Origin of the sequence: Streptomyces sp. MA5143a (assembly GCF_900290235.1) — a bacterium.
Lineage (GTDB): Bacteria > Actinomycetota > Actinomycetes > Streptomycetales > Streptomycetaceae > Streptomyces.
On the sequence record NZ_OLMK01000067.1, the window covers coordinates 74,638 to 100,798 of the forward strand.

The 26,161-nt window shown below is 72.7% G+C and carries 21 protein-coding genes and 2 pseudogenes; 10 read left to right on the forward strand and 13 right to left on the reverse strand.

Features of this window, described 5'->3' with window-relative positions:
* Nucleotides 1-429: 429 nt before the first annotated feature.
* From SMA5143A_RS26955 to SMA5143A_RS44145, 3 genes and pseudogenes are all read left to right on the forward strand, one after another.
* Nucleotides 430-4,602, forward strand: coding sequence for an nSTAND1 domain-containing NTPase (locus tag SMA5143A_RS26955; protein WP_107465421.1), 4,173 nt, complete (start codon nucleotides 430-432; stop codon nucleotides 4,600-4,602).
* Nucleotides 4,603-5,002: 400 nt separating this feature from the next.
* Nucleotides 5,003-5,842: a glycosyltransferase family 2 protein gene (locus tag SMA5143A_RS26960; protein ID WP_107465422.1), complete on the forward strand. Its 840-nt coding sequence runs from the start codon at nucleotides 5,003-5,005 to the stop codon at nucleotides 5,840-5,842.
* Nucleotides 5,843-5,930: 88 nt separating this feature from the next.
* Nucleotides 5,931-6,162 (forward strand): annotated as a pseudogene (locus SMA5143A_RS44145) (transposase); the annotation flags it as partial.
* 55 nt (nucleotides 6,163-6,217) lie between these two features.
* Here the strand turns inward: SMA5143A_RS44145 and SMA5143A_RS26970 are convergent.
* Nucleotides 6,218-6,430 carry a hypothetical protein gene (locus SMA5143A_RS26970; protein WP_107465423.1) on the reverse strand — a complete coding sequence of 71 codons (213 nt, stop codon included), beginning with the start codon at nucleotides 6,428-6,430 and terminating at the stop codon, nucleotides 6,218-6,220.
* A gap of 10 nt (nucleotides 6,431-6,440) precedes the next feature.
* Nucleotides 6,441-6,872 carry a nuclear transport factor 2 family protein gene (locus SMA5143A_RS26975; protein ID WP_258193770.1) on the reverse strand — a complete coding sequence of 144 codons (432 nt, stop codon included), beginning with the start codon at nucleotides 6,870-6,872 and terminating at the stop codon, nucleotides 6,441-6,443.
* Nucleotides 6,873-7,063: 191 nt separating this feature from the next.
* Between SMA5143A_RS26975 and SMA5143A_RS26980 the strand changes: the two genes are divergently transcribed.
* On the forward strand, nucleotides 7,064-7,672 hold the full coding sequence (locus SMA5143A_RS26980) for a TetR/AcrR family transcriptional regulator (protein WP_107465424.1): 609 nt from the start codon (nucleotides 7,064-7,066) through the stop codon (nucleotides 7,670-7,672).
* Nucleotides 7,673-7,735: 63 nt separating this feature from the next.
* Here the strand turns inward: SMA5143A_RS26980 and SMA5143A_RS44810 are convergent.
* The 5 genes and pseudogenes from SMA5143A_RS44810 to SMA5143A_RS27000 form a co-directional block, all read right to left on the reverse strand.
* Nucleotides 7,736-8,232, reverse strand: a pseudogene (locus SMA5143A_RS44810) (IS5 family transposase).
* Nucleotides 8,232-8,360 carry a hypothetical protein gene (locus SMA5143A_RS44815; protein ID WP_375136551.1) on the reverse strand — a complete coding sequence of 43 codons (129 nt, stop codon included), beginning with the start codon at nucleotides 8,358-8,360 and terminating at the stop codon, nucleotides 8,232-8,234. The pseudogene SMA5143A_RS44810 and the gene SMA5143A_RS44815 overlap by 1 nt, the downstream one beginning before the upstream one ends.
* Before the next feature lie 223 nt (nucleotides 8,361-8,583).
* Nucleotides 8,584-9,102, reverse strand: a complete 519-nt coding sequence (locus tag SMA5143A_RS26990) for a hypothetical protein (protein ID WP_146193965.1) — start codon at nucleotides 9,100-9,102, stop codon at nucleotides 8,584-8,586.
* A 97-nt stretch (nucleotides 9,103-9,199) separates the two neighbouring features.
* Complete coding sequence (locus SMA5143A_RS26995; protein ID WP_107465426.1) at nucleotides 9,200-10,090, reverse strand: TIGR03943 family putative permease subunit; 891 nt, start codon at nucleotides 10,088-10,090, stop codon at nucleotides 9,200-9,202.
* Nucleotides 10,087-11,106, reverse strand: a complete 1,020-nt coding sequence (locus SMA5143A_RS27000) for a permease (protein ID WP_375136549.1) — start codon at nucleotides 11,104-11,106, stop codon at nucleotides 10,087-10,089. Before SMA5143A_RS27000 ends, SMA5143A_RS26995 begins: the two co-directional genes overlap by 4 nt.
* A 194-nt stretch (nucleotides 11,107-11,300) precedes the next feature.
* Between SMA5143A_RS27000 and rpmF the strand changes: the two genes are divergently transcribed.
* Together rpmF and SMA5143A_RS27010 are read left to right on the forward strand one after the other, a co-directional pair.
* Nucleotides 11,301-11,471: a 50S ribosomal protein L32 gene (gene rpmF, locus SMA5143A_RS27005; RefSeq protein WP_055717714.1), complete on the forward strand. Its 171-nt coding sequence runs from the start codon at nucleotides 11,301-11,303 to the stop codon at nucleotides 11,469-11,471.
* Nucleotides 11,472-11,560: 89 nt separating this feature from the next.
* Nucleotides 11,561-12,742, forward strand: coding sequence for a GTP-binding protein (locus SMA5143A_RS27010; protein WP_107465457.1), 1,182 nt, complete (start codon nucleotides 11,561-11,563; stop codon nucleotides 12,740-12,742).
* Between the two features lie 148 nt (nucleotides 12,743-12,890).
* Here the strand turns inward: SMA5143A_RS27010 and SMA5143A_RS27015 are convergent, their stop codons facing one another.
* The gene (locus SMA5143A_RS27015) at nucleotides 12,891-14,873 is read right to left on the reverse strand and encodes an NAD-binding protein (protein ID WP_107465427.1); all 1,983 of its coding nucleotides are present in this window, start codon (nucleotides 14,871-14,873) and stop codon (nucleotides 12,891-12,893) included.
* Between the two features lie 309 nt (nucleotides 14,874-15,182).
* On the opposite strand from SMA5143A_RS27015, the gene SMA5143A_RS27020 reads away from it, so the two are divergent.
* Nucleotides 15,183-15,926 carry a hypothetical protein gene (locus SMA5143A_RS27020; RefSeq protein ID WP_181362031.1) on the forward strand — a complete coding sequence of 248 codons (744 nt, stop codon included), beginning with the start codon at nucleotides 15,183-15,185 and terminating at the stop codon, nucleotides 15,924-15,926.
* A 529-nt stretch (nucleotides 15,927-16,455) separates the two neighbouring features.
* Complete coding sequence (locus SMA5143A_RS27025) at nucleotides 16,456-17,109, forward strand: sigma-70 family RNA polymerase sigma factor (protein WP_107465428.1); 654 nt, start codon at nucleotides 16,456-16,458, stop codon at nucleotides 17,107-17,109.
* A gap of 110 nt (nucleotides 17,110-17,219) precedes the next feature.
* On the opposite strand, the gene SMA5143A_RS27030 is transcribed toward SMA5143A_RS27025, so the two are convergent.
* Entirely contained in the window at nucleotides 17,220-19,049 is a 1,830-nt protein-coding gene (locus tag SMA5143A_RS27030) for a S9 family peptidase (protein ID WP_181362032.1), read from the reverse strand.
* A 229-nt stretch (nucleotides 19,050-19,278) separates the two neighbouring features.
* Here SMA5143A_RS27030 and SMA5143A_RS27035 point away from each other — a divergent pair, with 229 nt between their 5' ends.
* A complete protein-coding gene (locus SMA5143A_RS27035) occupies nucleotides 19,279-19,740 on the forward strand; it encodes a nuclear transport factor 2 family protein (RefSeq protein WP_107465430.1) in 462 nt (153 codons plus the stop codon).
* A gap of 77 nt (nucleotides 19,741-19,817) precedes the next feature.
* Entirely contained in the window at nucleotides 19,818-20,672 is an 855-nt protein-coding gene (locus SMA5143A_RS27040) for an SURF1 family protein (protein WP_181362033.1), read from the forward strand.
* Nucleotides 20,673-20,714: 42 nt separating this feature from the next.
* On the opposite strand, the gene SMA5143A_RS44150 is transcribed toward SMA5143A_RS27040, so the two are convergent.
* From SMA5143A_RS44150 to SMA5143A_RS27060, 4 genes are all read right to left on the reverse strand, one after another.
* Nucleotides 20,715-22,394 (reverse strand): hypothetical protein, encoded by a 1,680-nt coding sequence (locus SMA5143A_RS44150; protein WP_258193771.1) that lies wholly within the window; start codon nucleotides 22,392-22,394, stop codon nucleotides 20,715-20,717.
* Nucleotides 22,391-22,996: a SigE family RNA polymerase sigma factor gene (locus SMA5143A_RS27050; RefSeq protein ID WP_107465432.1), complete on the reverse strand. Its 606-nt coding sequence runs from the start codon at nucleotides 22,994-22,996 to the stop codon at nucleotides 22,391-22,393. The genes SMA5143A_RS44150 and SMA5143A_RS27050 overlap by 4 nt, the downstream gene beginning before the upstream one ends.
* 724 nt (nucleotides 22,997-23,720) lie before the next feature.
* Nucleotides 23,721-24,791: an aspartate-semialdehyde dehydrogenase gene (locus SMA5143A_RS27055; protein ID WP_107465433.1), complete on the reverse strand. Its 1,071-nt coding sequence runs from the start codon at nucleotides 24,789-24,791 to the stop codon at nucleotides 23,721-23,723.
* Between the two features lie 43 nt (nucleotides 24,792-24,834).
* A complete protein-coding gene (locus tag SMA5143A_RS27060) occupies nucleotides 24,835-26,127 on the reverse strand; it encodes an aspartate kinase (protein WP_107465434.1) in 1,293 nt (430 codons plus the stop codon).
* Nucleotides 26,128-26,161 lie beyond the last annotated feature (34 nt).

The following is a 26,161-nucleotide window of genomic DNA, read 5'->3' on the forward strand; positions in this document are numbered from 1 at the left end:
GAGGGTGCGGCGGCGTGGGCGTCGGGCCGGTTCGGGGCGGTCGCCTTCGTTCGGCACCGGTCCCTCCCCACGTGGGGACCGGTGCCGAACGGTGCGGGGGTGCTCGATCCGGGTCAGGGGACTGGATCGAGGTCTCGGCGGACGGATCGTCGCTGATCTCGTCCGTGTGCCCTGGTGATCACGTCCGTCGGTGTCGGTGATCGCGTCGGTGAAGCTGACCTAAAACGAACGGCGGCATGAGTCGTCTCTGCGTGCGCTGCGCTGGTGGCCTGCGAGGGGGCCACCCGAGGCGGTGGCCGCTTGGTCGTGATCCTGCCAGTCGGGGCCAGCGGCGAGGAGGGCCCGGGGACGTCCGGACGGCTTCGCCGCAGGTCAGGCATATAAAGTGAGTTTTCCGGTCCGGATGTCCAGCAGCGGGGGAAGTAAGGGGTGGAGACCTTGAGTGGCGACTCAGGGGCACGCACGGCCTTCGCGGAACGTCTCGCGCTGCTGTACAAGGAAGCGGGCAATCCTCCCCTCAAGAGTGTTTCCGAGTCGGTCGTCCGACTGCAAAGGGTCGATGAACGCGGGCGTCCGGTACGGGTCTCCGCCCAGCGGATCAGCGACTGGCGGCGGGCCAAGAACGTGCCCGCCCAGTTCGCCGCCCTCGCCGCCGTCCTGCACGTCCTGATACCCGAGGCGCGGCGCGCGCGACCCGCGCCGGTGTCCAAGGGGCTGTACGACCTGGCCCAGTGGCAGCGGCTCTGGGAGCGGGCGGTGGCCGACCCGGCCGGCGAACGCACCGCCCCGGCCGGGGCCTCCACGGAAGAGGAACCGTCACCTCCGGGGGACTCCCCCGCCGTCCCCGGCGGGGTCTGCCCGTACCGGGGGCTGGCCTCCTACCGGCAGCAGGACGCCCGCTGGTTCTTCGGGCGGGAGCGCAGCACGGACGCCCTGGTCGGCCAGCTCCGGGCGGTGGAGAAGACGGGCGGCCTCGTCATGCTCGTCGGCGCCTCGGGGTCGGGGAAGTCCTCCCTCCTCAACGCCGGCCTCGTGCCCGCCGTACGCGAGGGCGCGCTCGGCGGCGGGGACGGCCAGGGCGCGGACGGCTCGGGTGCGGACGGACCCGGCGGCCCGGTGATCCAGCTGGTTCCGGGTGCCGATCCCATCGGGGAGCTGACCCGCCACATTCCCGAACTCGCGCAGGTCGTGTCCGCCGCGTACGAGCCCGGCACGCCGTTCTTCGCCGACGCGGTACGGGAGGCCGTCAGGGCCTGGGCCCGCCACCGCACGACAGCCGCTACCTCCGCCACCGCCGCTACCTCCGCCACCGCCGCCTCGACAACCACCGCCACCGCCGCTACCTCCGCCACTGCCTCCTCCACCCCCTCCACCCACTCCACCCACTCCACCCCCTCCGGAGCGAGCGACCCCGCCCGCCCCGTCCTGATCGTCGACCAGTTCGAGGAGACGTTCACGCTCTCCTCCGACGAGGCCGATCGGCGGACGTTCATCCAGTTGCTCACCGCCGCCTGTACGCCCGGTGCCGCGGGGGAACTCGCGCCCGTGCTGGTCGTGCTGGGGATCCGGGCCGACTTCTACGAGGAGTGCCTCGGGTATCCGGAGCTGGCGGACGCGTTGCAGCACCGGCACATGGTGCTGGGGCCGCTGACGACCGCGGAGCTGCGGGAGGCGGTGACCGGGCCGGCCAAGGCCGTGGGGCTGGAGCTGGAGCCGGGGCTGGCCGAGCTGATCGTGCGCGAGGTGAGCGCGGACGGGCCGCGGGGCGCGCACGACGCGGGCGTGCTGCCGCTGCTGTCGCACGCGCTGCTCGTGACCTGGCAGCGGCGCAAGGCGGGGCGGCTGACGCTGGCCGGCTACCGGGCGGCCGGCGGCATCCAGGGCGCCGTGGCGGCGACCGCCGAGCGTGCCTGGTCGGGGCTGGACCCGGCGGCCCGTACGGCGGCGCGGCTGCTGTTGCTGCGGCTGGTGCGGCTCGGCGAGGACACACAGGCCACCCGGCGGCGCGGGACCCGGCGGCAGCTCGCCGACGAGTCGACGGACCCCGGCAAGACGGAGGAGTCGCTGGAGGCGCTGGTGCGCGCCCGGCTGGTGACGCTCGACGCGGAGACCGTGGAGATCACCCACGAGGCGTTGCTGCACGCCTGGCCCCGGCTGCGGGGCTGGATCGACGAGGGCCGCAACGACCATCTGCTGCGCCAGCGCCTGGAGGAGGACGGCCGGGCCTGGGAGGAGTCGGACCGCGACACGTCGCTGCTGTACCGGGGTTCCCGGCTGGAGCAGGCCCGCAGCTGGGCGGGGTCCGCCGACGACACGCTGCTGACGCGCAGCGCGGTGGAGTTCCTGGCCGCGGCGGTGAGGCTGCGCAAGCGCACGGTGTGGATCAGCCGGAGCGCGGTGGCCGCCCTGGTGGCGCTCGCCCTGGTGGCCGTCGGCTCGGCGGTGGTCGCCTGGCAGCAGCGCAACGACGCCGTGTTCGAGCAGGTGGTCGCCGAGGCGGACCGCGTGCAGTACACCGACCCGTCGCTGTCGGCCCAGCTCGACCTGGTGGCGCACGGGCTGCGGCCCGGCGACGAGGGCACCACCAACCGGCTGATCTCGATCGTGAACGCGCCGCTGGCCACCCCGCTGCTCGGCCACACCGGCGCCGTCTACCTCACCTCCTACAGCCCCGACGGCCGGTACCTGGCCACCGCCAGCTACGACCGGACCGTCCGTCTGTGGGACGTGTCCGACCCGTCCCGCCCGAAGGCGTTGGGCAAGCCCCTCACCGGGCACACAAGTTGGGTGAGCAGCGCCGTCTTCAGTCCGGACGGCCGGACGCTCGCCAGTGCCGGCGACGACGGGGAGATCCGGTTGTGGGACGTCCGCGACCCCCGCTCGCCCCGGTCGTCGGGCGCACCGCTGACCGGCCACGACGGCACGATCTACCTGGTCGCCTTCAGTCCCGACGGGAAGACGCTGGCGTCCGTCGGCGAGGACCGCACCGTGCGGCTGTGGGACGTGTCCGACCCGGCCCGCCCGAAGGCCCTCGGCGAGCCTCTCACCGGGCACGACGCGCCCGTGCGTTCCGTGGCGTTCAGCCCGGACGGCAGGACCCTGGCCGCCGGGGGCGACGACCGGACCGTACGGCTGTGGAACGTCGCCGACCCACGGCATCCGGCCGCGCTCGGCGCCCGGCTCAGCGGCCACACCGGCACCGTGCACTCGGTGGCGTTCAGCCCCGACGGGCGCACCCTCGCCAGCGGCAGCGCCGACAACACCGTACGGCTGTGGAACGTCGCCGACCGACGGCATCCGGCGGCGCTCGGCGCCCCGCTCAGCGGTCACACCGGGCCGGTGTGGTCGGTGGCGTTCAGTCCCGACGGGGGGACGCTGGCCGTCGCCAGCGCGGACAGCACGGCGAGCCTGTGGAACGTCCGCGACCCCGCGTACCCGTCGCAGGTGGGTGAGCCGCTCGCCGGGGCCAGCGGCGAGATGTACGCGCTGGGCTTCAGCCCGGACGGCCGGACCCTCGCCACCGGGAGCGGGGACGGCAAGGTCCGGCTGTGGTCGATACCGACCGCGGACATGGTCGGCCAGAACGGGGTGTTCCGGCCGGACGGGCGGGTGCTCGCCACGGCCGGGCGCGACGGCCGGATCCGGCTGTGGGACGTGCGAAGGCCCGGCCGGCCGGTGGCACTGAGCAGGCCGTTCCTGGTCAAGGACGGCGGCAACCGCTCCCTCGCCTTCTCCCCCGACGGCCACACCCTCGCGATCGTGACCGGGAACCGGGCGGTGCACCTGTGGGACGTCCGCGACCCCGCGCACCCGGTCCCCCACGCGGAGCCCCTGATGCTGCGGACCCGCTACACCGACGCGATGGCGTACAGCCCGGACGGGCGCACCCTGGCCACCCCGTACGACGATCACACCGTGCAGTTGTGGGACGTGAGGGACCCGGCCCGTGCCGTCCCGCTCGGCAAGCCGCTCACCGGCCACAAGGGCTACATCCTCGCCCTCGTCTTCAGCCCCGACGGACGCACCCTCGTCAGCGGCAGCGCGGACGGCACCGCCCGGCTGTGGAACGTGACCGATCCGCGGCGCCCCGCCCGCCTCGGCGCACCCCTCACCGACCACCGTGGGCCCGTCAACGACCTGGCGTACAGCCCGGACGGCGCCACCCTGGCCAGTGGCAGCGACGACGACACGGTGCGGCTGTGGGACGTCTCCGACCCCGCCGACGCGACCCGGCTCGGCGAGCCGCTCACCGGCCACACCGAGGCCGTCGTGTCGCTGACCTTCAGCGAGGACGGCCGGACCCTGGCCAGCGGCGGCAACGACAACACGGTCCGGCTGTGGGACGTCTCCGACCCCGCCGACGCCTCCCCCATCGGTCAGTCGATGAGCCCCAACGCCAAGACGGGCAACTTCCTGTCGTTCAGCCCGAGGAGCGGCATGCTCGGCGTCTCCAGCGGCGCCGACACGGTACGGCTGTGGAACCTCGACGTCGACGAGGCGGTACGGCACATCTGCTCCGCCACGCGCGGGGTGCTGACCCGGTCGAAGTGGAACGAGTACCTGCCGCGGCTGTCGTACGAGCCGCCGTGCGAGGGTTCCTGACGGCGGACCGAGGGGACCTTCCGACGTTCCGGCAGAGGCTCGGCGGGTTCGGGGCGGGTTCCCGGCGGCTTCCGGGCGGTCAGGCGGTGTCCGGGCGCGATCAGGGCGGCTTCCGGGCGAGGTCAGGGCGGTGTCCGGGCGCGATCAGGCCCGGTCTCGGCAGTGCCAAGGGCGGGGTTCGACGTGGCCCCCGCCGTCTAACAAACGTTTGGTCACTGCCCCCTTCGGGCGTGATCCCGATCACAACTTGTCAACGCAGTTCGGCAGTCGACTCCCGTCGCGGGGGCGACCTTGTTAGCCTTGGCCATAGCCCGGTCGCTGGTGCATCCCCCGTCGCCAGCGGCCGGGCGTTGTCATGCGGCCGATCGACGCGACGCCTCGAAGGGTGGTGGGTGCTGCCGTGACCCGGCGCATCGTCGTCGTCACCGCCGTCCACGCCCCCTCGGCCCCCTTCCTCCCCGACGCCTACGCGTCGCTGCGCGACCAGCGGTTACCCGGCGGCTGGGAGTGGCACTGGGTCATACAGGAGGACGGCACCTCGGACGCCGTCGCCCCGTACGTCCCCGCCGACACCCGCGTGACCTTCCGCCAGGGGCGGCCCGGCGGCCCCGGGGTCGCCCGCACCATCGCCCTCTCGGAGGCGGACGGTGCCTACGTGAAGGTCCTGGACGCCGACGACCGGCTGACACCAGGGGCGCTCGCCCGCGATCTGGCCGCCCTCGAAGCCGACCACACGCTCGGCTGGGCCACCTCACGCGTCCTGGACGTCCTGCCCGACGGCTCCACCCTCGGCTTCCCCGGCGACCCCGAGCACGGCCCCATCGAGCGCGGCGCCGTCCTCGACCACTGGGCGGCCCACGACTTCCTGTCGCCGGTGCACCCCGCGACCCTCTTCGTCCGCCGCGAACTGGCGCTGGCGCTCGGCGGCTGGATGGCCCTGCCCGCCTCCGAGGACACCGGACTGCTCCTCGCGCTCAACTCCGTGAGCCGCGGCTGGTTCTCCGCCGAGGTCGGCCTCCTCTACCGCAAGTGGGAGGGCCAGGCGACCGGGCAGGCGGCCCACCTCGACAAGGCCGAACGAGCCGCCCGCATGGCGGTGATAGAGGCCCGCGCCCGCGCCCTGGCCACGTTCCGCTGGACCTACCCGGACCGCCTGGACCCGCTCGTCCACAGCCACGGCCACAGCCACGGCCCACCACCGGGCGGGGAGCACGGGGGCGGAGACGGCGGCGGCTTCTAGGAGCGGCAGCTTCGAGGAACGGCGACTTCCTGGAGTGGCGGCTTCCAAGACGTCGTTTCCTTTGGCGTGATCGCTCGTTGAGCCGCGCATGCCGGATCTGGTCGAGCGGTTGGTACCGGACGAGTTGTGGGTGCTCTTTCGCCGAGTGGTCCCGCCGACGGAGATGAAGCGTCCGCAGGGCGGAGGCAGACGGCGGGCGGGAGACCACGAATGCCTGGCGGCGAGACATCTTCGTGGCCACCTCGGGGTGCACCTGGCGGCAGTTGACCCCAGTGTTCGGCCCGGCCCGGCCGACGGTCTACCGGCGCTCCGCCCGGTGGGGCTCACCCAGTTCTTCCTGCATGTACTCGCTGAGGGGACGGCCGGTCGCCCGGGTCAGCAGTGCTCCCAGTGGTCGCCGGAAAAGACGGCGACCTTCCGGCCGTACGCCGCTGCACCGAGGACCGCGGCGTTGACCTCGTCGTCGGGCCGTGGCGAGACGACGCGATCGGGTACGCGGTCGAACCGCAGCTTGTTGAACACCAGCCGGTGCAGGCGCTCAGCGAAACCCGCTTCCCCGCGTGGCAGCTGCGGAACTCCCGTACTCATGGTCGTGCTCTCACCCGACGGCGAGCTGGCGCGACTCGTGCCAATGGATGAATCGCCAACCACCATCAGTCCGACGCAGAGCGGCCGAGAGCCGTGAGTCGCCGGCGAGCGACTCGCTGGAGCCCTTGAACTCGACCGTGGTGTGGCCCCGCCAGTAGACGAGCGCGACATCGCCGAGCACAGCGACGTGGCTGCTGTACTCACGCCCTTCGATCCCGTCGACGAATCCCGGAAGCTGGCGCCAGTAGTCGACGATCGCGTCCCACGTCGTGAGGGCGGCTTCAATCTCCTCCGGCTGGTAGACCAGGTGCTCGTAGCCGTCGTCCCACAGATCTTTCAGCGCCTCGAGATCCATCGCCTGCATCGCCTGGGCGAAGGCCGTGCTCGCGGCGCGGACTGCCGTCTCGTCGTCAGTCATCGGTGTCGTTGTCGTGTCAGTCATCAGGTGTCCTTGTCGTGATGGAAGGTCCGGCAGTCGGTACCCGTGCCGGATCAGTCATCGTCGCCGCTCAGGGGGTCCCGACCGATGCGGCGGCCTCCGGCTCCGGTGCATGAAAAGTAGCAGTACCACTCGGTTAGGGCAACCAGTTGGTACACTCAATCGACCAGGCAAGCGGAGGAGGACGACAGCTGATGAGTTCCGAGCGCGTCGACGGGCGGACCCTCCGGTTTCAGCACCGGCGGCCGGAGCTGCTGACCGCGGCGACCGAGTACGTCCTCGATCACGGCATCGCCGGCCTGTCGCTGCGCCCGGTGGCCCAGGCGCTGGGGGTGACCCATGCGACGCTGCTGCGCCACTTCTCGTCGAAGGACGAGCTGATCAAGTGCGTAGTGGAGAAGATGCGCACCGATCTCTTCGCTCAGGTGACCGCCGACAGGGAACTGAAGGAAGCCGGGTCGACGGCAGAGCTGCTGAGGATCACTTGGCGACGGCTGTGCGAGCCGAAGGAGCAGCGGCAGTTCCTGCTCCTGTTCGAAACGGTCGCCAGCGAGGGGTGGCAGTCCGGCGACGGCGGGGAGCTGGCGCGGTCGATGGACGACTACGTCGATTTCATCTCCGGGTGGCTCAGGCAGGACGGGTGGGCGCCCGAGGACGCGTCAGCCCTGGCCACCCTCCTCCTGGCTCAGATACGGGGGCTTCAGCTCGACCTTCTCGTCTCGGGAGACCGCGCGCGTGTCGATCGGGCGTTCGAGTTCGCCCTCACCCTCCTCGAGCCTCGGACGGGGCCGAGCGTGTCCTGACAGCGGCTGGACCACTGCCGACGCGGATGCGGTCGGCGCGCGCGGGGACTGTGGGACGTCGTTTCAGTTGGCGAGTCCGCGGCAGCTGATCAGGGCTGCGGCGATGCCGACGAAGGCCAGGAAGTGTTCGGCCTGGCGCTCGTAGCGGCGGTGCAGCCGCCGGCAGCCGGCGAGCCAGGACACCGTCCTCTCGATGACCCAGCGGTGGCGGCCCAGCCGCTGCGAGGACTCGATGCCTTTGCGGGCGATCCGGTGGTGGATGCCCCGCTTGCGGGCCATCGGCGCAGGTGGTCGTATTCGTAGCCCTTGTCGGCGTGGAGCTTGGCCGGTCGCCGACGGCGCGGGCCGCGCCGGGAGAGGATCGGCGGGACGCCGCGTACGAGCGGCTTCAGGCCGAGGCTGTCGTGCATGTTGGCGCCAGGGACGCCCAGTGACAGTGGTAGACCGTTCCGGTCCGTGATCAGGTGGCTTATCGATCCGTTCTTGCCGCGGTCGGTCGGATTCGGTCCGGTCAGTGGCCCCCTTTTGCGGCCCTGAGACTGACGGAGTCGATGGCGCATCACGACCAGTCCAGCTCACCGCGGGCGCCGAGCTCGTCCAGGAGGACGCGGTGCAGCCGGGCCCAGACCCGGTCCCGGCCCCACCGGGCGAAGCGCCGGTAGACCGTCGGCCAGGCCGGGCCGAACACTGGGGTCAACTGCCGCCAGGTGCACCCCGAGGTGGCCACGAAGATGTCTCGCCGCCAGGCATTCGTGGTCTCCCGCCCGCCGTCTGCCTCCGCCCTGCGGACGCTTCATCTCCGTCGGCGGGACCACTCGGCGAAAGAGCACCCACAACTCGTCAGGTACCAACCGCTCGACCAGATCCGTCATGCGCGGCTCAACGAGCCATCACGCCAAAGGAAAGGACGTCTAAGGGCGGCCGGCGCCCGCCACCGTGAGCCAGTGGGCGATCCGGCGGACGGTGGTCTCGTCGAGGCCGTCGACGACGGCCCTGACCGCCGTCACGTCGTCCGGCGCCAGGTCGTAGAGGCCCGCCTTGCCGAGACCGGCCATGAGCACCTGCTGACGCCGGCCGGTCATGCGCTCGGAGAGGGTGCTGGGCTTCGTGGCGGGCGCGGCGGGCGCGTCGGCGGTCCGGTCGGGCTCCCGGAGCGGGGCGGCGTCCGTCGCGAGGGCCGCCGGGTCGTGCCGCTCCCAGTCGCCGTCGCCCGGCCCGTCCTTGGGGCCCCACACCGTGACCGCCGGGTCCTCGCCGCGCGCCCGCAGGGTCTGGGTCATCTCCCCCACCGCGTACAGCACGGGCGAACGGTACGGCGACTGGGCGCCCACCTTCCAGGACGACGACGAGGGCTCGTAGAACATCGCGACCCAGCGGGGAGCGCCGGGCGGCTGCGGGCTCGGGGTCCGGGTCCGGGGATGTGTCGACACGGCACTCACCTCTCGGGGGTACGGCGTTGTCGGCGACCATAACTGACGGACCGTCAGCTATCCAGAGTCGCGCGTACGCCGTCGCGGCGGGCGGGTGTCAGCCGTTCCAGGCCTCGTCGTACGGGTCCTGCGGGGCCTTGACCGGGCGGGTGGAGGCGACCGAGAGGTACGGGACGGCCGTGCCGTTGACCGGGTCCTTGGTGCGCTTCGGGGTGTAGGTGCCGGTCACCTCGATCCAGCTGTCCGGCTGGAGGACCGGGGGGAGTTCACCGGTGAGGGCGATCTTGACGGGCTGGGCGTCGGCGGCGCAGCAGTTCAGGGCCATGCGGACGAGGTACGGGGCGCCGTGGCCGTCGAGGGCGAGGAAGCCGGCGACCTTGATCTGCCGGCCGGCGAGGGCACGGCCCTTGTCGTACACGGCACGGCCCGCGTAGTCGGCGACGCTCAGCTTCAGCGGGCCGTCGGCGGGGAGCTTCGAGTAACCCCAGGGCTGCTCCTGCAGGGCCGATCCGGTGCGCATCGCGGTGTACGACCCGGCGGCGGGCGGGGCGACCAGCACGAGTGCGAGGAGGGGGAGGACGAGGAGCCAGGCGACACGGGGTTCATGGTGGGCGGGCGCGTCGGGCTCGGGAGCGTGCCGGTCGGGGTCGGGGCCGAGGGTTCGGTCGGGGCCGAGGGTTCGGTCGGGGCCGAGGGTTCGGTCGGGGCCGAGGGTTCGGTCGGGGCCGAGGGTTCGGTCGGGGCCGGGGGCGTGGTCCGACTCGGCAGCGTGGTCGGGCGCGGGCGCCCCGTTCCCCTGCCGGCTTCGAGTCGCCCGGCGTTCGTACCAGAGGGTCGCCACCGCCGCCGCTATCAGCACCACGCCCGCGCCGATCAGCAGGGGTTGCAGGCCCGCCTTGACGTAGCGGAGGTAGAGGTCGGTGGAGCCGGCGTGCAGGAGGGCGCCGCCGGTGAGGAGGAGGACGACGGTCTGGGCGTGGCGGTTCACAGGAGCACCGTCCCGACGAGGGCCGACACCAGGATCGCGAGGGCGAACGTGGCGGGGGCGAAGCGGAGCGCGAAGGCACGGCCGAACGTGGCCGTCTGCATGGCGAAGAGTTTCAGGTCGATCATCGGCCCGACGACGAGGAAGGCCAGCCGGGAGGTCAGGGAGAACTGGGTCAGCGACGCGGCGACGAACGCGTCCGCCTCCGAGCAGATCGACAGCAGCACGGCCAGCACGGCGAGGGCGAGGATCGCGACGAGGGGGTTGTCGGCGGCCGCGTTCAGCCAGCTCGCGGGGACGACCGCCTTGAGCGTGGCCGCCGCCATGGCGCCCACCACCAGGAAACCGCCCGCGTGCATCACGTCGTGCCGTACCGAGCCCCAGAACGCCGCCCCCTTGCCGAGCCCCTCGTAGGACGGCCGCTCCGGCGGGCGCATCCACTCGCCGCGCCCCAACCGCTGCCAGAGCCAGCCCATCACGCACGCCACCAGCAGGCTCGCCACGAACCTGGCCAGCACCATCTCGGGGTTCCCCGGGAACGCCACGGCCGTCGCCGTCAGCACGATCGGGTTGATCGCGGGTGCGGAGAGGAGGAAGGCGAGCGCCGCGGCGGGCGTGACCCCGCGCCGTACCAGCGCCCCCGCCACCGGCACCGACGCGCATTCGCACCCCGGCAGCACCACACCGGCCATGCCCGCCGCGGGGACCGCCAGCGCGGGCCGTTTCGGCAGCGCGCGGGCGAAGAACGACGGCGGCACGTACACCGCGATCACCGCCGACAGCACCACCCCGAGCACCAGGAACGGCAGCGCCTGGACGACCACCGCCACGAACACCGTCATCCAGCTCTGCGTCACGGGCGCGGCGAGGACACGGCGAAGGGGGCCCTGCGCGGCGACGGCCAGGACCAGCAACATGGTGAGGAGGAGGGGGGAGTTGAGGTGCCGGCCGCGGGAATCCGGCGGCGAGGCGTCGACGCCGGGGCCGGGCCGGTCGGGGGCTTCCTTGGTGATGGCCACGGGGGACGGTACCTCCGTACGGGTACGGCTGTGCTGCGCGGGTCGGTGCGCCCTCCCCTTCCATACGGCGACGAGGCCGTTCCCGCTCACGTGCCGCGCTGCGACGCGCACCACAGACGAAACCTTTTTCGTAATGGGATCCATTTTCATGTAGCGTCTCGTGCGGCATTCCGCCGTTCGTCGAGGAGGACCCCATGGCCGTGCCCAAACGGAAGATGTCCCGCAGCAACACCCGTCACCGTCGCGCCCAGTGGAAGGCGAGCACACCGCAGCTGGTGCCCTTCACGGTGGACGGCGTCACCCACCTCGTACCGCAGCGGCTGCTGAAGGCGTACGAGCGCGGACTGATCCACCCCGAGGGCTGAGCGCGGTGTCCACGGAGCCCACGGAACCCACGGTGTTCACGGAGCCCACGAAGTCCACGGGGTCCACGAAGTCCACGGCGTACGACGGGCTGGGCGGCCTCGACCGGCTGCCCGTCACCGTTCTCTCCGGCTTCCTCGGCGCGGGCAAGACCACCCTGCTCAACCATGTCCTCGCCAACCGCGAGGGGCTGCGGGTCGCGGTCATCGTCAACGACATGAGCGAGATCAACATCGACGCGGCCCTCGTGCGCGGCGGTGAGGCGGCGCTGTCGCGGACGGAGGAGCGGCTGGTCGAGATGACCAACGGCTGTATCTGCTGCACCCTGCGCGACGATCTGCTGGAGGAGGTGGACCGGCTGGCCCGCGAGGGGCGCTTCGACTATCTGCTCATCGAGAGCTCAGGTATCTCCGAGCCGATGCCGGTCGCCGCGACCTTCGCCTTCGCTCGGGACGACGGCGCCACGCTCGGCGATCTCGCCCGGCTGGACACGATGGTCACCGTCGTCGACGCCGTGAACTTCCTGCCGGAGCTGGCGGGCGGCGACGAGTTGGCGGCACGGGGTCTCGACCAGTACGAGGAGGACGAGCGGACCGTCAGCGATCTGCTGATCGACCAGGTCGAGTTCGCCGATGTGATCGTGCTGAACAAGCTGGACCTCGTGGACACGGCGACCGCGGAACGGCTCGCGGGGACGCTGGCCCGGCTGAACCCGGCCGCGCGGGTCGTGCCGGCCAGGTACGGGCGGGTGCGGGTGGCACAGGTGCTCGGGACCGGGCTGTTCGACCTGGAGCGGGCTCAGGAGGCGCCGGGGTGGGTGCGGGAGTTGAACGGGGACCATGTCCCGGAGACCGAGGAGTACGGGATCTCGTCGACCGTGTTCCGGGCCGGGCGCCCGTTCCATCCCGGGCGGTTGTGGACCTTCGTGACCGAGGAGCTGGACAGCGGGCGCTTCGGGGAGGTGCTGCGGTCGAAGGGGTTCTTCACGCTGGCGAGCCGGCCGCTGGTGGTGGGCCTGTGGTCGCAGGCGGGGTCGGTGGCCCGCTTCGAGCCGTCGGCAGTACGGGGTGGCTCCGCCGGTGAGGCGCAGGAGTTGGTGTTCATCGGGGCGGGGTTGCGGGCGGAGGCGTTGCGCGACGCGTTGGGTGCGTGTCTGGTGCGGGACGGGGAGGTGGGGGGTGCGGCCGGCTTCGAGGATCCGTTTCCCTACTGGGAGACGGTCGGGGTTGAGGAGCGGTGTGAGCATGAGGTGGAGGGGGGCGTGGGCGCGTAACAGCTCGGGGCCTGGGGTTCGTTGGCGGGTGCGGGTCCATGGGGGTTGTTCGCGCAGTTCCCCGCGCCCCTGAAAAGCGCGAACAACCCCCACTCACCCGCACCCGCCAACGAACACCAGGTCCTGAACTGGTAGGCGCCCCAGCCCCCTACGACGTGGAGCGGGTCCGGCGGCCCAGGAGTTCCGCCAGGCCCCGGCGGGTCGCGGCCAGGACGACGCGGTCCTCGGCGCGGAGCACATACGTGGGAGGCAGGTCCCAGATCAGGCCCGACCCGGCGGCCGGGCCGCCCGCCCGCTCCGCGGGATCCGTGGCCGTGTCGAGGGCCAGGACCCGCCACGCCCCCGCGCTGAACGCCTCGGCCACGGTGCGCCCCTCCAGCCGGGGGTGCCCCCGGACCTCGACGGCGGCGAAAAGAAGGACACGGCGCTCGACGGGGATCGCACCCAGGATCTGGCGCCCCATCATCGCGCCGGCGAACGCGGGCGCCGCCAGATGGGTGACGCTACGGCTGCGGGTGAGGGCGTGCGGGTGGGCGGCGCGGAGCGTGCGGTACACGGCGGTCGCGAAGTCGTCGTCGTAGAGGCGCAGGACGACGCGCAGGTCGGGGCGTACCGAACGCGCGTACAGGCCCGCCTCCAGGTTCGTCGTGTCGGAACTCGTGACCGCCAGCAGCGCGTGGGCGCGGTTGATCTTCGCGGCCTCCAGCACGCCCTCCTGCGTCACGTCGCCCAGGACCACCGGAACCCGCAGCCGCCGGGCCTCCGCGAGACCGCGGGCCTCGGGGTCGGCCTCGACACAGACCACGGGGATGTGCAGTTCGCGCAGGCGGGCCAGGACGCGGGTGCCGATCTTGCCGAGTCCGAGGAGGACGACGTGGCCGGAGAGGCCGCGCGGCGGCTTGCGGAAGGCGGAGCCGCTGCGGAACGTGCCGAGGGCCTCCAGCACGGCGGCCAGGAGCACGGGCAGCAGGAGTAAGCCCATCAGGCCCGAGAGCAGTTGGAGGACCTTCCTGGAGTCGCTGCCCTCGGTCGCCGGGTCGTTGATCGCGAAGAGGTCGAGCAGGGTCGTGTACGTCGCCCCCAGCGGATGCTCCCCGGTCGTCACCATCTGTGCGACGGCGAGGGCGAACACACAGCCCACCAACCCCGCCAGCGACCACCGCAGCCGCCGCGAGAACAGCGACCTGAACGCGCCGACCGCCCCGAGCGGGCCGCCGCCCGACCGGCCCGCCGGCAGCGCGGGGCCCGCGTACCGCACGGTGTCCAGGACGATGGACCCGCGCCCGGTGGCCTCCGCCACGGCCCGCTCGTCGGGCAGGAGTTGGGGGCCGCGCTCCCCACTGCCCTCCGAACCGTCGGCGCCCGCCGGGTCGTTGGTGGTGGCCGACAGCAGCGCGAGGGTGCACAGGCCGCGGCCGGGGCCCTGGCTGGTGTGTCCCGGCGGGCGTTCCACGGCCCGCAGCATCAGTCCGTCCGTCTGGACGACCTTGGTGGTGCCGGCGACGGCGGTCGCGGCGAGCGCGGGCGCGGCGGTGTCCGCGTCGGACAGGACGGTCGTGGAGGCGCCGAACCCGTCGACCCCGTCGACGCCCTCGTCGGCGTTGTCGCCTGTCGCCAACGCGGCCGCCCGGTCGAGGAGTTCCTCGATGTGCTGGCCGAGCCTGCGGTTGTAGAGCCGCAGGACGAGCCGCAGTCTCGGGTTGAGCCGCCGGGCGGTCAGGGCGGCCCGGATGTTCGTCTCGTCGTCGTCGTAGACGAGCGCCAGCGCGGCGGCCCGCTCCACCCCGGCCTCGGCGAGCACCGCCTCCGTGGCCTCCCCCGCCTCCAGGAGCCGCTCGCCGTGCGGGGCGACGCCCGGGGCCGCGGTCCGGTCGTTCCCGGTGCCGGCACCGACGCCGGCGCCGGCACCGGGACCGGTGCGGTCGGTGGTCGCCGGATCGCCGTTGCCCGCCGCGCGGTTGACCGCCGCGGAGACCCGGTCGAGGATCGTGGCGGCCCGGGTGCGGCCCACCACCGGCCGGGGTGCGACCCGTGCGGTCGGCGGCACCACGAGCGTCACCTGCTCCCGGTACACCGTGCACAGTTCCGCGGCGAGCCGGTGCGCGAGCCCGTCGTCGCCGCAGACGACCATGTGCGCCCCGGAATCGGCCGGTCCGCGCTGCCCGCCGAGTCCGGCGAGGATGCCGGGCCTGGGCGGCACGGCCGGTGGGCCCGGCGCCGCTTGGGAGTTCGGGTCGGTCGGGCCGGTTCGACGGCCCGAAACGGGCTGGTTGCTCTGCTGCGAAGGGCTCCCCACGAAGCAGAAGCCTGCCTCATGAACGTGACCGGTTCCCGCGTGATCCGGATCACACTTGGGGGTGTGAGTGCGACCGAGGGTGGACATCCGTACTCAAGGGGGACGGGGGTGACGACCGGTGTCCGAATGCGAGGATGGGGCGCCATGATCGCAGGGTGGGGTACCCGCACAGTCCGGGCCGCGCTGTTCGCGGCCGTCTGTGTGCTGCTCGCCGCCCTGGGCCACGTCACCATGTCCGGCAGCCCGGTCCCGTGGTGGGCCATGGGCGCGGCGGCCGCCGCCACCGGCGGGCTCGGCTGGTGCCTGGCGGGCCGTGAGCGGGGACTCCCGCTGATCGTGTCCGTCGTACTCGCCGCCCAGACCGCCCTCCACTCGGGCTTCTCCCTGGCCCAGCCCTCGCACCCGGCCGGTGCCGACGGCCCCGTGAACGGGGGCTCCCTCGGCGGGGGCTCCGTCGGTGGCGGCTCGGCGGGTGGCGGTTCCGTGGACGGGGGCTTCGGTGGCGCGAGCGCCATGGACATGGGTTCCGCCCACATGAACCACACCGTCCACATGGGCTCGGCCGGTCACCTGGGCCACGCGGACCACACCGGCTACCTCATGGACGGGCCGTTCACTGCCTCGTCCGGCATGCTCGCCGCGCATCTGCTGGCCGCGCTGCTGTGCGGACTGTGGCTCGCGTACGGCGAACGCGCCGCCTTCGGGCTGCTGCGGGCCGTGGCCGGCTGGCTGGCGGCGCCCCTGCGGATGGCGCTCGCGCTCGCCGTGCCACCGGGCCGACCGCGCCCGCGGGTCCGCCGCCACCGCTCGGACCGTTCGCCGCGCCGTCTCCTCCTCGTCCACACCCTCACCTCTCGGGGGCCACCCGCCGGGATCACTGTCAGCTGACGGCAGCCGGTGCCCCGGGGCAACCGTGCGGGCCGTGCGGGTCATGCCTGTGCGCAGGCCCGCACCGCGTCCCGTACGCGCAGCGATGTCTGCCCCGGGCCTCGGCCGTACGTACGCCGCCCATGCCGGCGACGTCGTACGGCCACCTCTCCCCACCGGACCGCCGACGCGCGCGCCGTGCTGTCCACCGGCCGCCGCGTCCGGCGTGTCCCGGACGACCCGAGAAGGACTCCAGGTGACCACCCTTACCCGCCCCACGCCCATACCTTCGCCCGCCCCCACCCCCCTCCCCCTCCTCCCCGGCGACCTGCCCGAGCCCCCGCCTTCCCCGGCACGTCCGGCGGTCCCGTCGTCCTCGGCACCCCAGACGGCCCGTTCGGTACCGGCACCCCAGACGGCCCGTTCAATACCGGCACCCCGGGTGGCCGACTCGGCCCCAGCACCCCAGACGGCCTGTTCGGTACCGGCACCCCGGGTGGCCGACTCGGCCCCAGCACCCCAGACGGCCTGTTCGGTACCGGCACCCCGGGTGGCCGGCTCGGCCCCGGCGTCGGCCCCGGCGCCCCGGGCCGCCCGTTCGGCGAACGCGTCGAGGGACGAGTCGATCACCGCCTGGGCGCTCGCCGCGCGCGGCGGTGACCCGGAGGCCGTCGAGCGGTTCGTCGGCGCCCTGCACCGCGACGTCCGCCGCTTCGTCGCCCATCTCGGTGCCGATCCCCAGGTGGTGGACGACCTGGCCCAGGACACGTTCCTGCGGGCGCTCGGCAGCCTGCACCGGTTCGAGGGCCGCTGCTCGGCGCGGACCTGGCTGCTGTCCATCGCCCGGCGGGCGGTGACCGACAGCTTCCGGTACGCGGCGGCCCGGCCCCGGCCCGCCGACGTACCGGACTGGCGGCTGGCCGTGGAACGAGCCCAGCCGAGCGGGCTGCCCGGCTTCGACGACGGGATCGCGCTGGCCGATCTCCTGGCCGCGCTGCCCGACGAGCGACGCGAGGCGTTCGTGCTCACGCAGGTGCTGGAGCTGCCCTACGAGGACGCGGCGCGGCTGACCGCGTGCCCCGTCGGAACGGTGCGCTCACGGGTCGCCCGGGCCCGGGCGACCCTCGTGGAGCTGCTCATGGCGGCCGAGGCACCCCGGGACCCCGCCGAGTCCCGGGAGCCTACGGCGCTGGCGGCCGCCTGAGCGGTGAGCGGTGAGCCGCACGCGGTGAGCGGTCAGCCGCACGCGGTGAGCGGTCAGCCGCACGCGGTGAGCGGTGAGCAGCGCGCGTGGTCGGTGGGGGTCGTCAGGCTCTAGGCATCCACCCCCAGGTGGCGGGCGGCGAAGTCCAGTTCCAGGCGGAGCTGCTTGATGCGCTCGTCGACGACGAGGGAGCCGTGGCCCGCGTCGTAGCGGTAGACCTCGTGGACGGCGGAGCGGGCCACCAGTCTGTCGACGTAGTTGTCGATCTGGCGGATGGGGCAGCGCGGGTCGTTCACCCCTGCGGAGATGTAGACCGGGGCCTTGACCGCGTCGACGTACGTCAGCGGGGAGGACGCCGCGAAGCGTTCGGGGACCTCCTCCGGGGTGCCGCCGAGGAGGGTGCGGTCCATCGCCTTCAGCGCCTCCATCTCGTCGTGGTACGCGGTGACGTAGTCGGCGACGGGGACGGCGGCGATGCCGAGGCTCCACAGGTCCGGCTGGGTACCGAGGCCTAGGAGGGTGAGGTAGCCGCCCCAGGAGCCGCCGGTCAGGACGAGGCGGTCGGGGTCGGCGAAGCCGCTGCTCACCGCCCACTCGCGGACGGCCGCGATGTCCTCCAGCTCGATCAGGCCGACCCGGTGCTTGAGGGCGTCGGTCCAGGCGCGGCCGTAGCCGGTGGAGCCGCGGTAGTTGATGCGGATCACCGCGTACCCGTGGTCGAGCCAGGCGGCCGGGCCGGCGGCGAAGGAGTCGCTGTCGTGCCAGGTGGGGCCGCCGTGGATCTCGAAGAGCGTGGGATACGGGCCGGACACGCCGACCGGGCGCTGCACGAGCGCGTGCACCCGGCCGCCGGGGCTGTCCACCCACACGTCCTCCACCGGCACCGAGCCCGGGCACTTCAGGCCCGGCGGGTCCAGGACGACGCCACCCGTCGTGGACCGCACGACCGGCGGCTCGGCGGCCGACGACCACAGGTACTCCACACTGCCGTCGGGGCGGGCCGTGGCCCCGGAGACCGTGCCCCTGGGGGTCTCGACGCGCTCCAGACGACGCGTCGCCAGTTCGTAGCGCCACAGCTCGCTGCGGGCCTCGAAGCTGTGGACGACGAGCAGCGCGGAGCCGTCCGGGTACCACTCGGCGCTCAGGTCCCCCTCCAGCTGGTCGGCGAGACCGAGGTCGGTCTCCTCGCCGGACACCACGTCCCAGACGAGGGGTTCCCAGCGGCCCCGGCGCTGGTGCCCGATGAGCAGTCGGGTGTCACCCACGACGGGGGCGAAGCCGAGGACCTCCAGGCCCAGTTCGATCGTGCCGCCCTTGGTGTCGTCGAGCTCGGCGACCGTCGTACCGTCCGGGCGGACCACGCGCAGCGCCGAGTGCATCGCGTCGCCGTGCTCGGTGTGCTCGACGGCGATCAGCGAGCCGTCGTGCGAGAGGTCACCCACGCCGGCCGACTCACGGTGCCGGTAGATCTCGACGGGGGCCGAACCCCGCCGGACCAGATGGATCGTCGAGCCGTCCTCGTCGGTGGAGCGGCCGACGACCGCCGTGAGGCCGTCGCGGCCGATGGCCAGGCCCGCCGGATACGACGCGTCCAGGCCCGGCGTCGCCTCCTCGTCGGGGCCGCCCTGGAAGGGCTGGCGGCGCCAGACGCCGAACTCGTCGCCGTCCTTGTCGTCGAACCACCAGATCCACTCGCCGTCCGGCGAGAGCACCCCGTCCGTCGTCCCGTTGGCCCGGTCCGTGGCCTGGCGCTGCTCGCCGGTCGCCCGGTCCCACGCGTACAACTCGTACGTCCCCGTGGCGTTGGAGACGAACAGCGAGCGGTGCGGCGCGTCCTCCGCCCAGTCCGGCAGCGACACCCTCGGCGCCCGGAACCTCTTCTCCCAGTCGGGCATGGACCCGCTCTGCTGCTGCGGGGTGGACCCGTTGCTCTCAGTCATGGCCCCATATTGCCCCGACCGTCGGACATTGCGTCGGCGAGGCCCCCAGCCTGTGGAAAACTTCCGCCCGGCGCCGCTCCCGCGCTGTGGACAACCTGTGAACGCGCAGGTCGAGCCCGACCGCGGCCGGACCACGACCGGATGGCGCGGGGCTACCGCGCAGTCGGGTCGCGACCGGATGTCCGGGCGGTGCGGACCGATTGTCAGTGGCCGGGTGCAGACTCGCCGCATGACCTCAACGAGCGATGTGCCGACAACCTCGACGAGCGGCGTGCCGACGGCCTCGACGAGCGGCGTACCGACGGTGGACACCCCGGCGGGCGTGCTGCGCGGGACGGTCGAGACGTACTGGGCGAGCGCGGAGGCCCGCGACTGGGACGCGTTCGCCGACACCCTGGCCGAGGACGTGGTGTACGAGCTGCCGCAGACGAGGGAGCGGATCCGGGGCCGGGAGCGGTATGTGCGGTTCAACCGCGACTACCCGGCGGACTGGCACGCCGGCGTCGAGCGGATCGTCGCCGAGCCCGGGCAGGTCGTCAGCTGGATACGCGTGGCGGTGGGGCCGGAGGAGATGGACGCGGTCTCCTTCTTCACGGGGGACGCGCACGGCCGGATCACCTCCGTCACCGACTTCTGGCCCGAGCCGTACAAGCCTCCGGCGGGCCGGGAGCACCTCGTCGAGCGGTACTGAACCGCCCCGCCGCGTGGCCGCCCGCCCGGCCGACCCCGCGGCCGGGCGGGCGGTGCGGGCACCGTACGGTGGAAGGCGTGTACCGGTTTCTGCTGACGCCCCGATGGTGGGGGATCAACGTCTTCGTGCTGCTCGCCATCCCCTTCTGCGTGTTCATGGGGTCGTGGCAGCTGAGCCGGTTCGAGGACCGCATGCAGGACCACCGCACGGCGACCGAGCGCGTCGACCCCGCGGACCGGGCCCCGGCCCGCCCGCTGGACCAGCTGCTGCCGGTCGACAAGGAGACCTCCGGCGAACTGGCCACCGCGACCGGCCGGTACGGCGAGCAGCTGCTGGTTCCCCACCGCGAGCTGGACGGCAAGGACGGGTTCTACGTCCTGACGCTGCTGCGCACCGACGGGGGCAAGTCACTGCCGGTCGTACGGGGCTGGCTGCCCGGCACCGCGGACCCGGACCGGGCGCCGGCCGCGCCCACCGGCGAGGTCACCGTGACCGGCTCGCTCCAGGCGTCCGAGACGCCCGGCTCCAACGGTGTGCCCGTGCAGGGCGGTCTCCCCGCCGGCCAGACGGGGGCGATCAGCGCGGCGACGCTGGTGAACCTGGTGCCTGACGACCTGTACGACGCGTGGGTCACCCTCGACAAGGGCGACGCGGGGATGAAGGCCGTGCCGGCGACGGCGCCGCAGGACAGCGGGCTCGACCTCAAGGCGTTCCAGAACCTCGGCTACACCGGCGAGTGGTTCGTCTTCGCCGGCTTCGTCGTCTTCATGTGGTTCCGGCTGTTGCGCCGTGAGATCGAGTTCCTCCGGGACGAACAGCTGGGGCTGCTCCCGGAGGGGGACGGCGGTGCTTCCGGGGACGGCCAGGGGGCGGAGGCAGGCCGTTCCGGCGAGGAGCGGGACCCCTCCCGCGAAGCGGAACCCGCCCAGTGACGCCGGGCCCGCCCAGGAAGTGAAGGGCGGGCGGGGCGGGTGTCAGGACGCCGTCAGGAGGCCCGTCCGGTAGACGGTGCCCGCGCAGGCGTTGCCGACGCCGGTGGAGTACGTGCCGACGCCGCCCTCCGCCGTGTGGGAGATGACGACGCTGCCGTCGGCCACACCGTCCTCCCTGACGAGCTGGGTGGACATCGAGCTGCCGCCGTCGGCGGTGGCCCCCGGGTCCTCCTCGGTGGGCGTCGGGTCCGGGCTCGGATCCGTACCGCCGGTGCCGCCGTCCGTGGTGCCGCCGCTCGTGGTGGGACAGGGCTCGGAGGGCACCCAGGCGAACCGCACCTCGTACGCGGCCCCCGGCTCCAGCACCACCTGGGACAGGGCCAGCGACGGGTCGGGCAGTCCGGTGGCCGCGTCGCCCGAGACATGGTTCGCCACGGTGATCTTTGCGGCGTCCGCGGCACCCTGCGGTGACGCGCTCACCGCGCCCGCGCCTGTGACCGTACAGCTGGAGCCGGAGACGTTGGACACCCGGAAGCTGCCGTAGACGGCGCCGCCGGAGTCCGGGGAGCCGACGCTGCCGACGCCGCTGAGCTGCGCGGACGTGCACAGGGCCGCGCTCGCGGTGGTGGGCGTCGCCTCGGTGCCGCCGGGCACCCCGGCGGACGAGCCCTTGCCCTTGTCGCCCTTGCCCTTGCCGCTGCCCTTGCCGGTGTCCTTGGAGCCGCCGGAGGTGCCGCCCGACGAACCGCTGCCGCCGGTCTGTCCCTTGGACTGGCCCTCGCTGCCGTGGGTCGCCGAGCCATGGCCGACGACCGACGGGTTGGCGTCGGAGCCGGTGGAGTTGGAGACGTGCACGAGGGCGGGGATCGCCGTGCCGATGAAGAGCGCGGCGGCCGCCATCCCGACGACGGCCTGACGCTTGCGCGCCCGCCGGGCCGGTACGGCCCGGCGCAGGTGGTCCAGGGTGCCGTCACGCGGCTCGATCTCCGAGACGGCGTGATGCAGCAGGTTGCGCAGCATCAGCTCGTCGGAGTCGAACCCGCCGAGCCCCTTGGAACCGGCACCGTCCGGCCCCTTCGGACCGGAACCGGCCGCCCCGGCCCCGGATCCCGGCGCCGCCTCCGACAGGCCGAAGGACAGCAGGTCCGCCGCCGCCCCGGACGGCTTCGTGCCGTTGAGACCGCGCGGATTGCCCAGGTCGTTCAGATCGCTCAGGTCGTGCGCGTCGTTCAAGCCGTGCGCGTCGTTCAGGTCGTGCGCGTCGTCGTTCAGCTCATCCGCGTCGCCCGAGTGCGCCGCACCCGAGCCCGCCTCGCCCGTGGCGCTGTCGCTCGAAGCCACATCGTCCTCGCCCGTAGCGACGTCGTCCGAGACGGTCCCGTCCGGTTCCGTGCCGTCGTCGGTGTGCGTCTTCCCCGGGGTCGGCTCGTCCGCGCGCATGGCGTCCGGAGCCGGCTCGTCCGGACCGCGGCCTTCGAGATCCTGACCCTTGGTGGGGCCTTGTTCTTCGGGGCCGTGATTCACAGTTCCGTTCCCAGCGTGCGATTGCGTGTCTTCGTGCTCGGCGAGCCCGCGCCCCCCGACGCGCCGGTCCCGCTCCTGCCCTTCGGTGCGCTCGTCGTCCCGGCGGCCCCAGGAGGCCCGCCTGCGGGCGCCGAGCTCGTCGTGCCCCTCGTGCCTGTCGTGCGTGTCGTGCCTGTCGCCCCTGGCGTCGCCGCTCATGCCGACGCCTCCATGGCGACGCGCAGTGCCGCGATGCCACGGGAGCCGTACGCCTTGACCGAGCCCAGCGATACACCGAGGGTCTCGGCGACCTGTGCCTCGGTCATGTCGGCGAAGTAGCGCAGCACGAGGACCTCGCGCTGACGGCGCTGGAGGCCCTTCATCGCCTTGATGAGGGAGTCGCGCTCCAGCTGGTCGTAGGCGCCCTCCTCCGCGCTCGCCATGTCCGGCATCGGCTTCGACAGCAGCTTCAGACCGAGGATGCGGCGGCGCAGCGCGGAACGCGAGAGGTTCACGACCGTCTGGCGCAGATAGGCGAGCGTCTTCTCCGGGTCGCGGACGCGCTTGCGCGCGGAGTGCACGCGGATGAAGGCCTCCTGCACGACGTCCTCGCAGGAGGCGGTGTCGTCGAGGAGGAGGGCCGCGAGGCCGAGGAGCGAGCGGTAGTGAGCGCGGTAGGTCTCGGTGAGATGGTCGACGGTCGTGCCGGAGGCCGGCAGTGTCGTCGTGTCCTCCGCGCCGTCGCGCTGGCTGGGGATGCGGGTGGGCCGCGCCGCGGGCATGGGCGCGATCACCGGCATGCCGCCGGGCGGACCGGGCATGCGGGGACGGCGGGGTGGACGAAGGGCGGTGCCCCTCGTCTGTACCGCGGTGAAGTCGAGTACCTCTGCCACGCCTGTTGGACCCGTATCCCCCCGTCGGGGTTGTACGCGACAGGCATCACTTTTGCGTCAGATCGAGTGCCTGTTCGTGCGGCGCATATGTATGGCCGCGCGCCCCGCGCCTCTCGCACGGCCGACCGAACAGCGGACAGCGCGTCGAACGCCCTCATGCGTACCAGCTCTTCCCCTATGCCCCGAGTCCGTGCGCGCCCAGCCCCGCCGAAGGGCGCTCGTTAAAGACGCTCCCCGTCCGCCGCGCGGTTGCGGAGGACGGGGAGCAAAATCCTCGATCTCCGGGAGGCCTGAATCAACCCGGAAATCACACAGCTGTCCGGCCGGAAATCCTTCGTCCGACGAACCGCCGACTCGAAGAACTTACACGCCACCACCGACAACGCCGACGGCAGCCGACGGCGCCCGCAGGCCGTGACAGCCGGTCTATCCCAACGCCGGTGGCAGCGCGAGGAATTCGGGGAACGGTGCACGCGGAGCCAAGAAACGGTGCACCCCGGGACAACAACGGATGGACGCCGGGGCCACCGGGACGGGGAAAGGAGCGCAGCCAACGGACGGGGGCCGAGCGCACCCCGGACCACCTGGCCCACGAAGCCTCCGAGCACCCCGGGCCACAAGGCCCCCCTCGCACCCGTTCCCCCAAGGACCCTCAGGCCCGCGCGCCCGCCACCAGTTCCGCGATCTGCACCGTGTTCAGGGCGGAGCCCTTGCGGAGGTTGTCGCCGCAGACGAAGAAGTCGAGGGCGGTGGGGTCGTCGAGGGCGCGGCGGACCCGGCCGACCCAGGTGGGATCCGTGCCCACGACGTCCGCGGGGGTGGGGAACTCCCCCGCCCCGGGGTCGTCGAAGAGGACCACGCCGGGCGCGGTCGCGAGGATCTCCCGCGCCTTGGCGACGGTGACCTCGCTCTCGAAGCGGGCGTGGAGCGTCAGGGCGTGCGCGGTGACGACGGGGACCCGTACGCAGGTCACGGCGACCGGCAGCGTCGGCCGGCCGAGGACCTTGCGGGTCTCGTCCCGGACCTTCATCTCCGCCGAGGACCAGCCGTCCGCGCGCGCCTCCCCGGCCCATGGCACCACGTTCAGCGCCACCGGCTCCGGGAACGGCCCGGTGTCGTCGCCGACGGCCCGCCGTACGTCACCGGGGCTGGTGCCCAGTTCCGTACCGGCGACGAGGGAGATCTGCCGGCGCAGGGTGTCGACGCCGGCCCGGCCGGCGCCGCTGACCGCCTGGTACGAGGAGGCCACCAGCTCGCGCAGCCCGTACTCGGCGTGCAGCGCGCCCAGGGCCACGATCATGCACAGGGTGGTGCAGCTGGGGTTGGCGACGATGCCGCGCGGCCGGACGCGCAGGGCGTGCGGGTTGACCTCGGGGACGACGAGGGGCACCTCCGGGTCCATCCGGAAGGCGCCCGAGTTGTCCACCACCACCGCGCCCTTGGCCGCCGCGATCGGCGCCCAGCGCTCCGCGATCTCGTCGGGCACGTCGAACAGGGCGACGTCGACCCCGTCGAAGACCTCCTCGGCGAGGGCGAGGACCTCGACCTCCTCCCCGCGCACGGCCAGCTTGCGGCCGGCCGAGCGGGGGGAGGCGATCAGCCGGATCTCGCCCCAGATGTCCGCGCGGTGGGACAGGATCTGGAGCATGACGGTGCCGACGGCCCCGGTCGCCCCCACGACCGCGAGCGTCGGCCTGCCGGTCCGCCCGGCGGCGACGGCCATCAACGGCCGGTGCCGCCGCCGTACGGACCGTACGAACGGACCGTCATCGGCCGGTGCCTCCGTAGACGACGGCCTCGTCGCTGTCGGAGTCGAGTCCGAAGGCGGTGTGCACGGCGCGCACGGCCTCCGGGACGTCGTCGGCACGGGTCACGACGGAGATGCGGATCTCGGAGGTGGAGATCAGCTCGATGTTCACGCCCGCGTCGGACAGCGCCTCGAAGAAGGACGCCGTGACCCCGGGGTTGGTCTTCATACCGGCGCCGACCAGGGAGATCTTGCCGATCTGGTCGTCGTAGCGCAGGGAGTCGAAGCCGATGCCGGCCTTGTTCTTCTCGAGCGCGTCGATCGCCTTGCGGCCCTCGGTCTTGGGGAGGGTGAAGGAGATGTCCGTGAGACCGGTGGTCACGGCGGAGACGTTCTGCACCACCATGTCGATGTTGATCTCGGCGTCGGCGATGGCGCGGAAGATCGCGGCGGCCTCGCCCGGCTTGTCCGGGACACCGACGACCGTGACCTTGGCCTCGGAGGTGTCGTGCGCGACACCGGAGATGATGGCCTGCTCCACCTTCTGTTCCCCTTGCTGCTGCGTCTTTCCGACGACTGGCTCGTTGCTGACCCACGTGCCCTGGAGTCCACTGAAGGACGAGCGGACGTGGATCGGGATGTTGTAGCGGCGGGCGTACTCGACACAGCGGTGGAGCAGCACCTTGGAGCCGGACGAGGCCAGCTCCAGCATGTCCTCGAAGGAGATCCAGTCAATCTTTTGGGCCTTCTTCACGACCCGGGGGTCGGCGGTGAAGACACCGTCGACGTCGGTGTAGATCTCACAGACCTCGGCGTCGAGCGCGGCGGCCAGCGCGACCGCGGTCGTGTCCGACCCGCCGCGGCCCAGCGTGGTGATGTCCTTCTTGTCCTGGCTGACGCCCTGGAAACCGGCGACGATGGCGATGTTGCCCTGGTCGACGGACTCCCGGATACGGCCCGGCGTGACATCGATGATCCGGGCTTTGTTGTGGACCGAGTCGGTGATGACGCCTGCCTGGCTACCGGTGAACGACTGGGCCTCGTGACCCAGGTTTTTGATCGCCATGGCCAGCAGGGCCATGGAGATACGCTCTCCGGCGGTCAGCAGCATGTCGAACTCACGTCCGGCAGGCATCGGAGACACCTGCTCGGCGAGATCGATCAGCTCGTCCGTCGTGTCGCCCATCGCGGAGACCACGACAACCACCTGGTTGCCGTTCTTCTTGGCTTCCACGATCCGCTTGGCGACGCGCTTGATGCCCTCGGCATCGGCTACGGAGGAGCCTCCGTACTTCTGCACGACAAGGCCCACGTGCGCTCCTCGCTCGGTTTCGTCCCTTATCCGC

Bases quoted from the DNA above. Each gene is read 5' to 3' on its own strand.
- SMA5143A_RS26970 (WP_107465423.1), bottom strand. From the start codon at position 6,430: ATGAGTACGGGAGTTCCGCAGCTGCCACGCGGGGAAGCGGGTTTCGCT.
- SMA5143A_RS27015 (WP_107465427.1), bottom strand. From the start codon at position 14,873: ATGGTCGTCTGCGGCGACGACGGGCTCGCGCACCGGCTCGCCGCGGAA.
- SMA5143A_RS44150 (WP_258193771.1), bottom strand. From the start codon at position 22,394: ATGAGCGGCGACGCCAGGGGCGACAGGCACGACACGCACGACAGGCAC.
- SMA5143A_RS27020 (WP_181362031.1), top strand. From the start codon at position 15,183: ATGATCGCAGGGTGGGGTACCCGCACAGTCCGGGCCGCGCTGTTCGCG.
- SMA5143A_RS26980 (WP_107465424.1), top strand. From the start codon at position 7,064: ATGAGTTCCGAGCGCGTCGACGGGCGGACCCTCCGGTTTCAGCACCGG.
- SMA5143A_RS27035 (WP_107465430.1), top strand. From the start codon at position 19,279: ATGACCTCAACGAGCGATGTGCCGACAACCTCGACGAGCGGCGTGCCG.
- SMA5143A_RS26975 (WP_258193770.1), bottom strand. From the start codon at position 6,872: ATGACTGACACGACAACGACACCGATGACTGACGACGAGACGGCAGTC.
- SMA5143A_RS27050 (WP_107465432.1), bottom strand. From the start codon at position 22,996: ATGCCCGGTCCGCCCGGCGGCATGCCGGTGATCGCGCCCATGCCCGCG.
- SMA5143A_RS27055 (WP_107465433.1), bottom strand. From the start codon at position 24,791: ATGGCCGTCGCCGCCGGGCGGACCGGCAGGCCGACGCTCGCGGTCGTG.
- rpmF (WP_055717714.1), top strand. From the start codon at position 11,301: ATGGCCGTGCCCAAACGGAAGATGTCCCGCAGCAACACCCGTCACCGT.
- SMA5143A_RS27030 (WP_181362032.1), bottom strand. From the start codon at position 19,049: ATGACTGAGAGCAACGGGTCCACCCCGCAGCAGCAGAGCGGGTCCATG.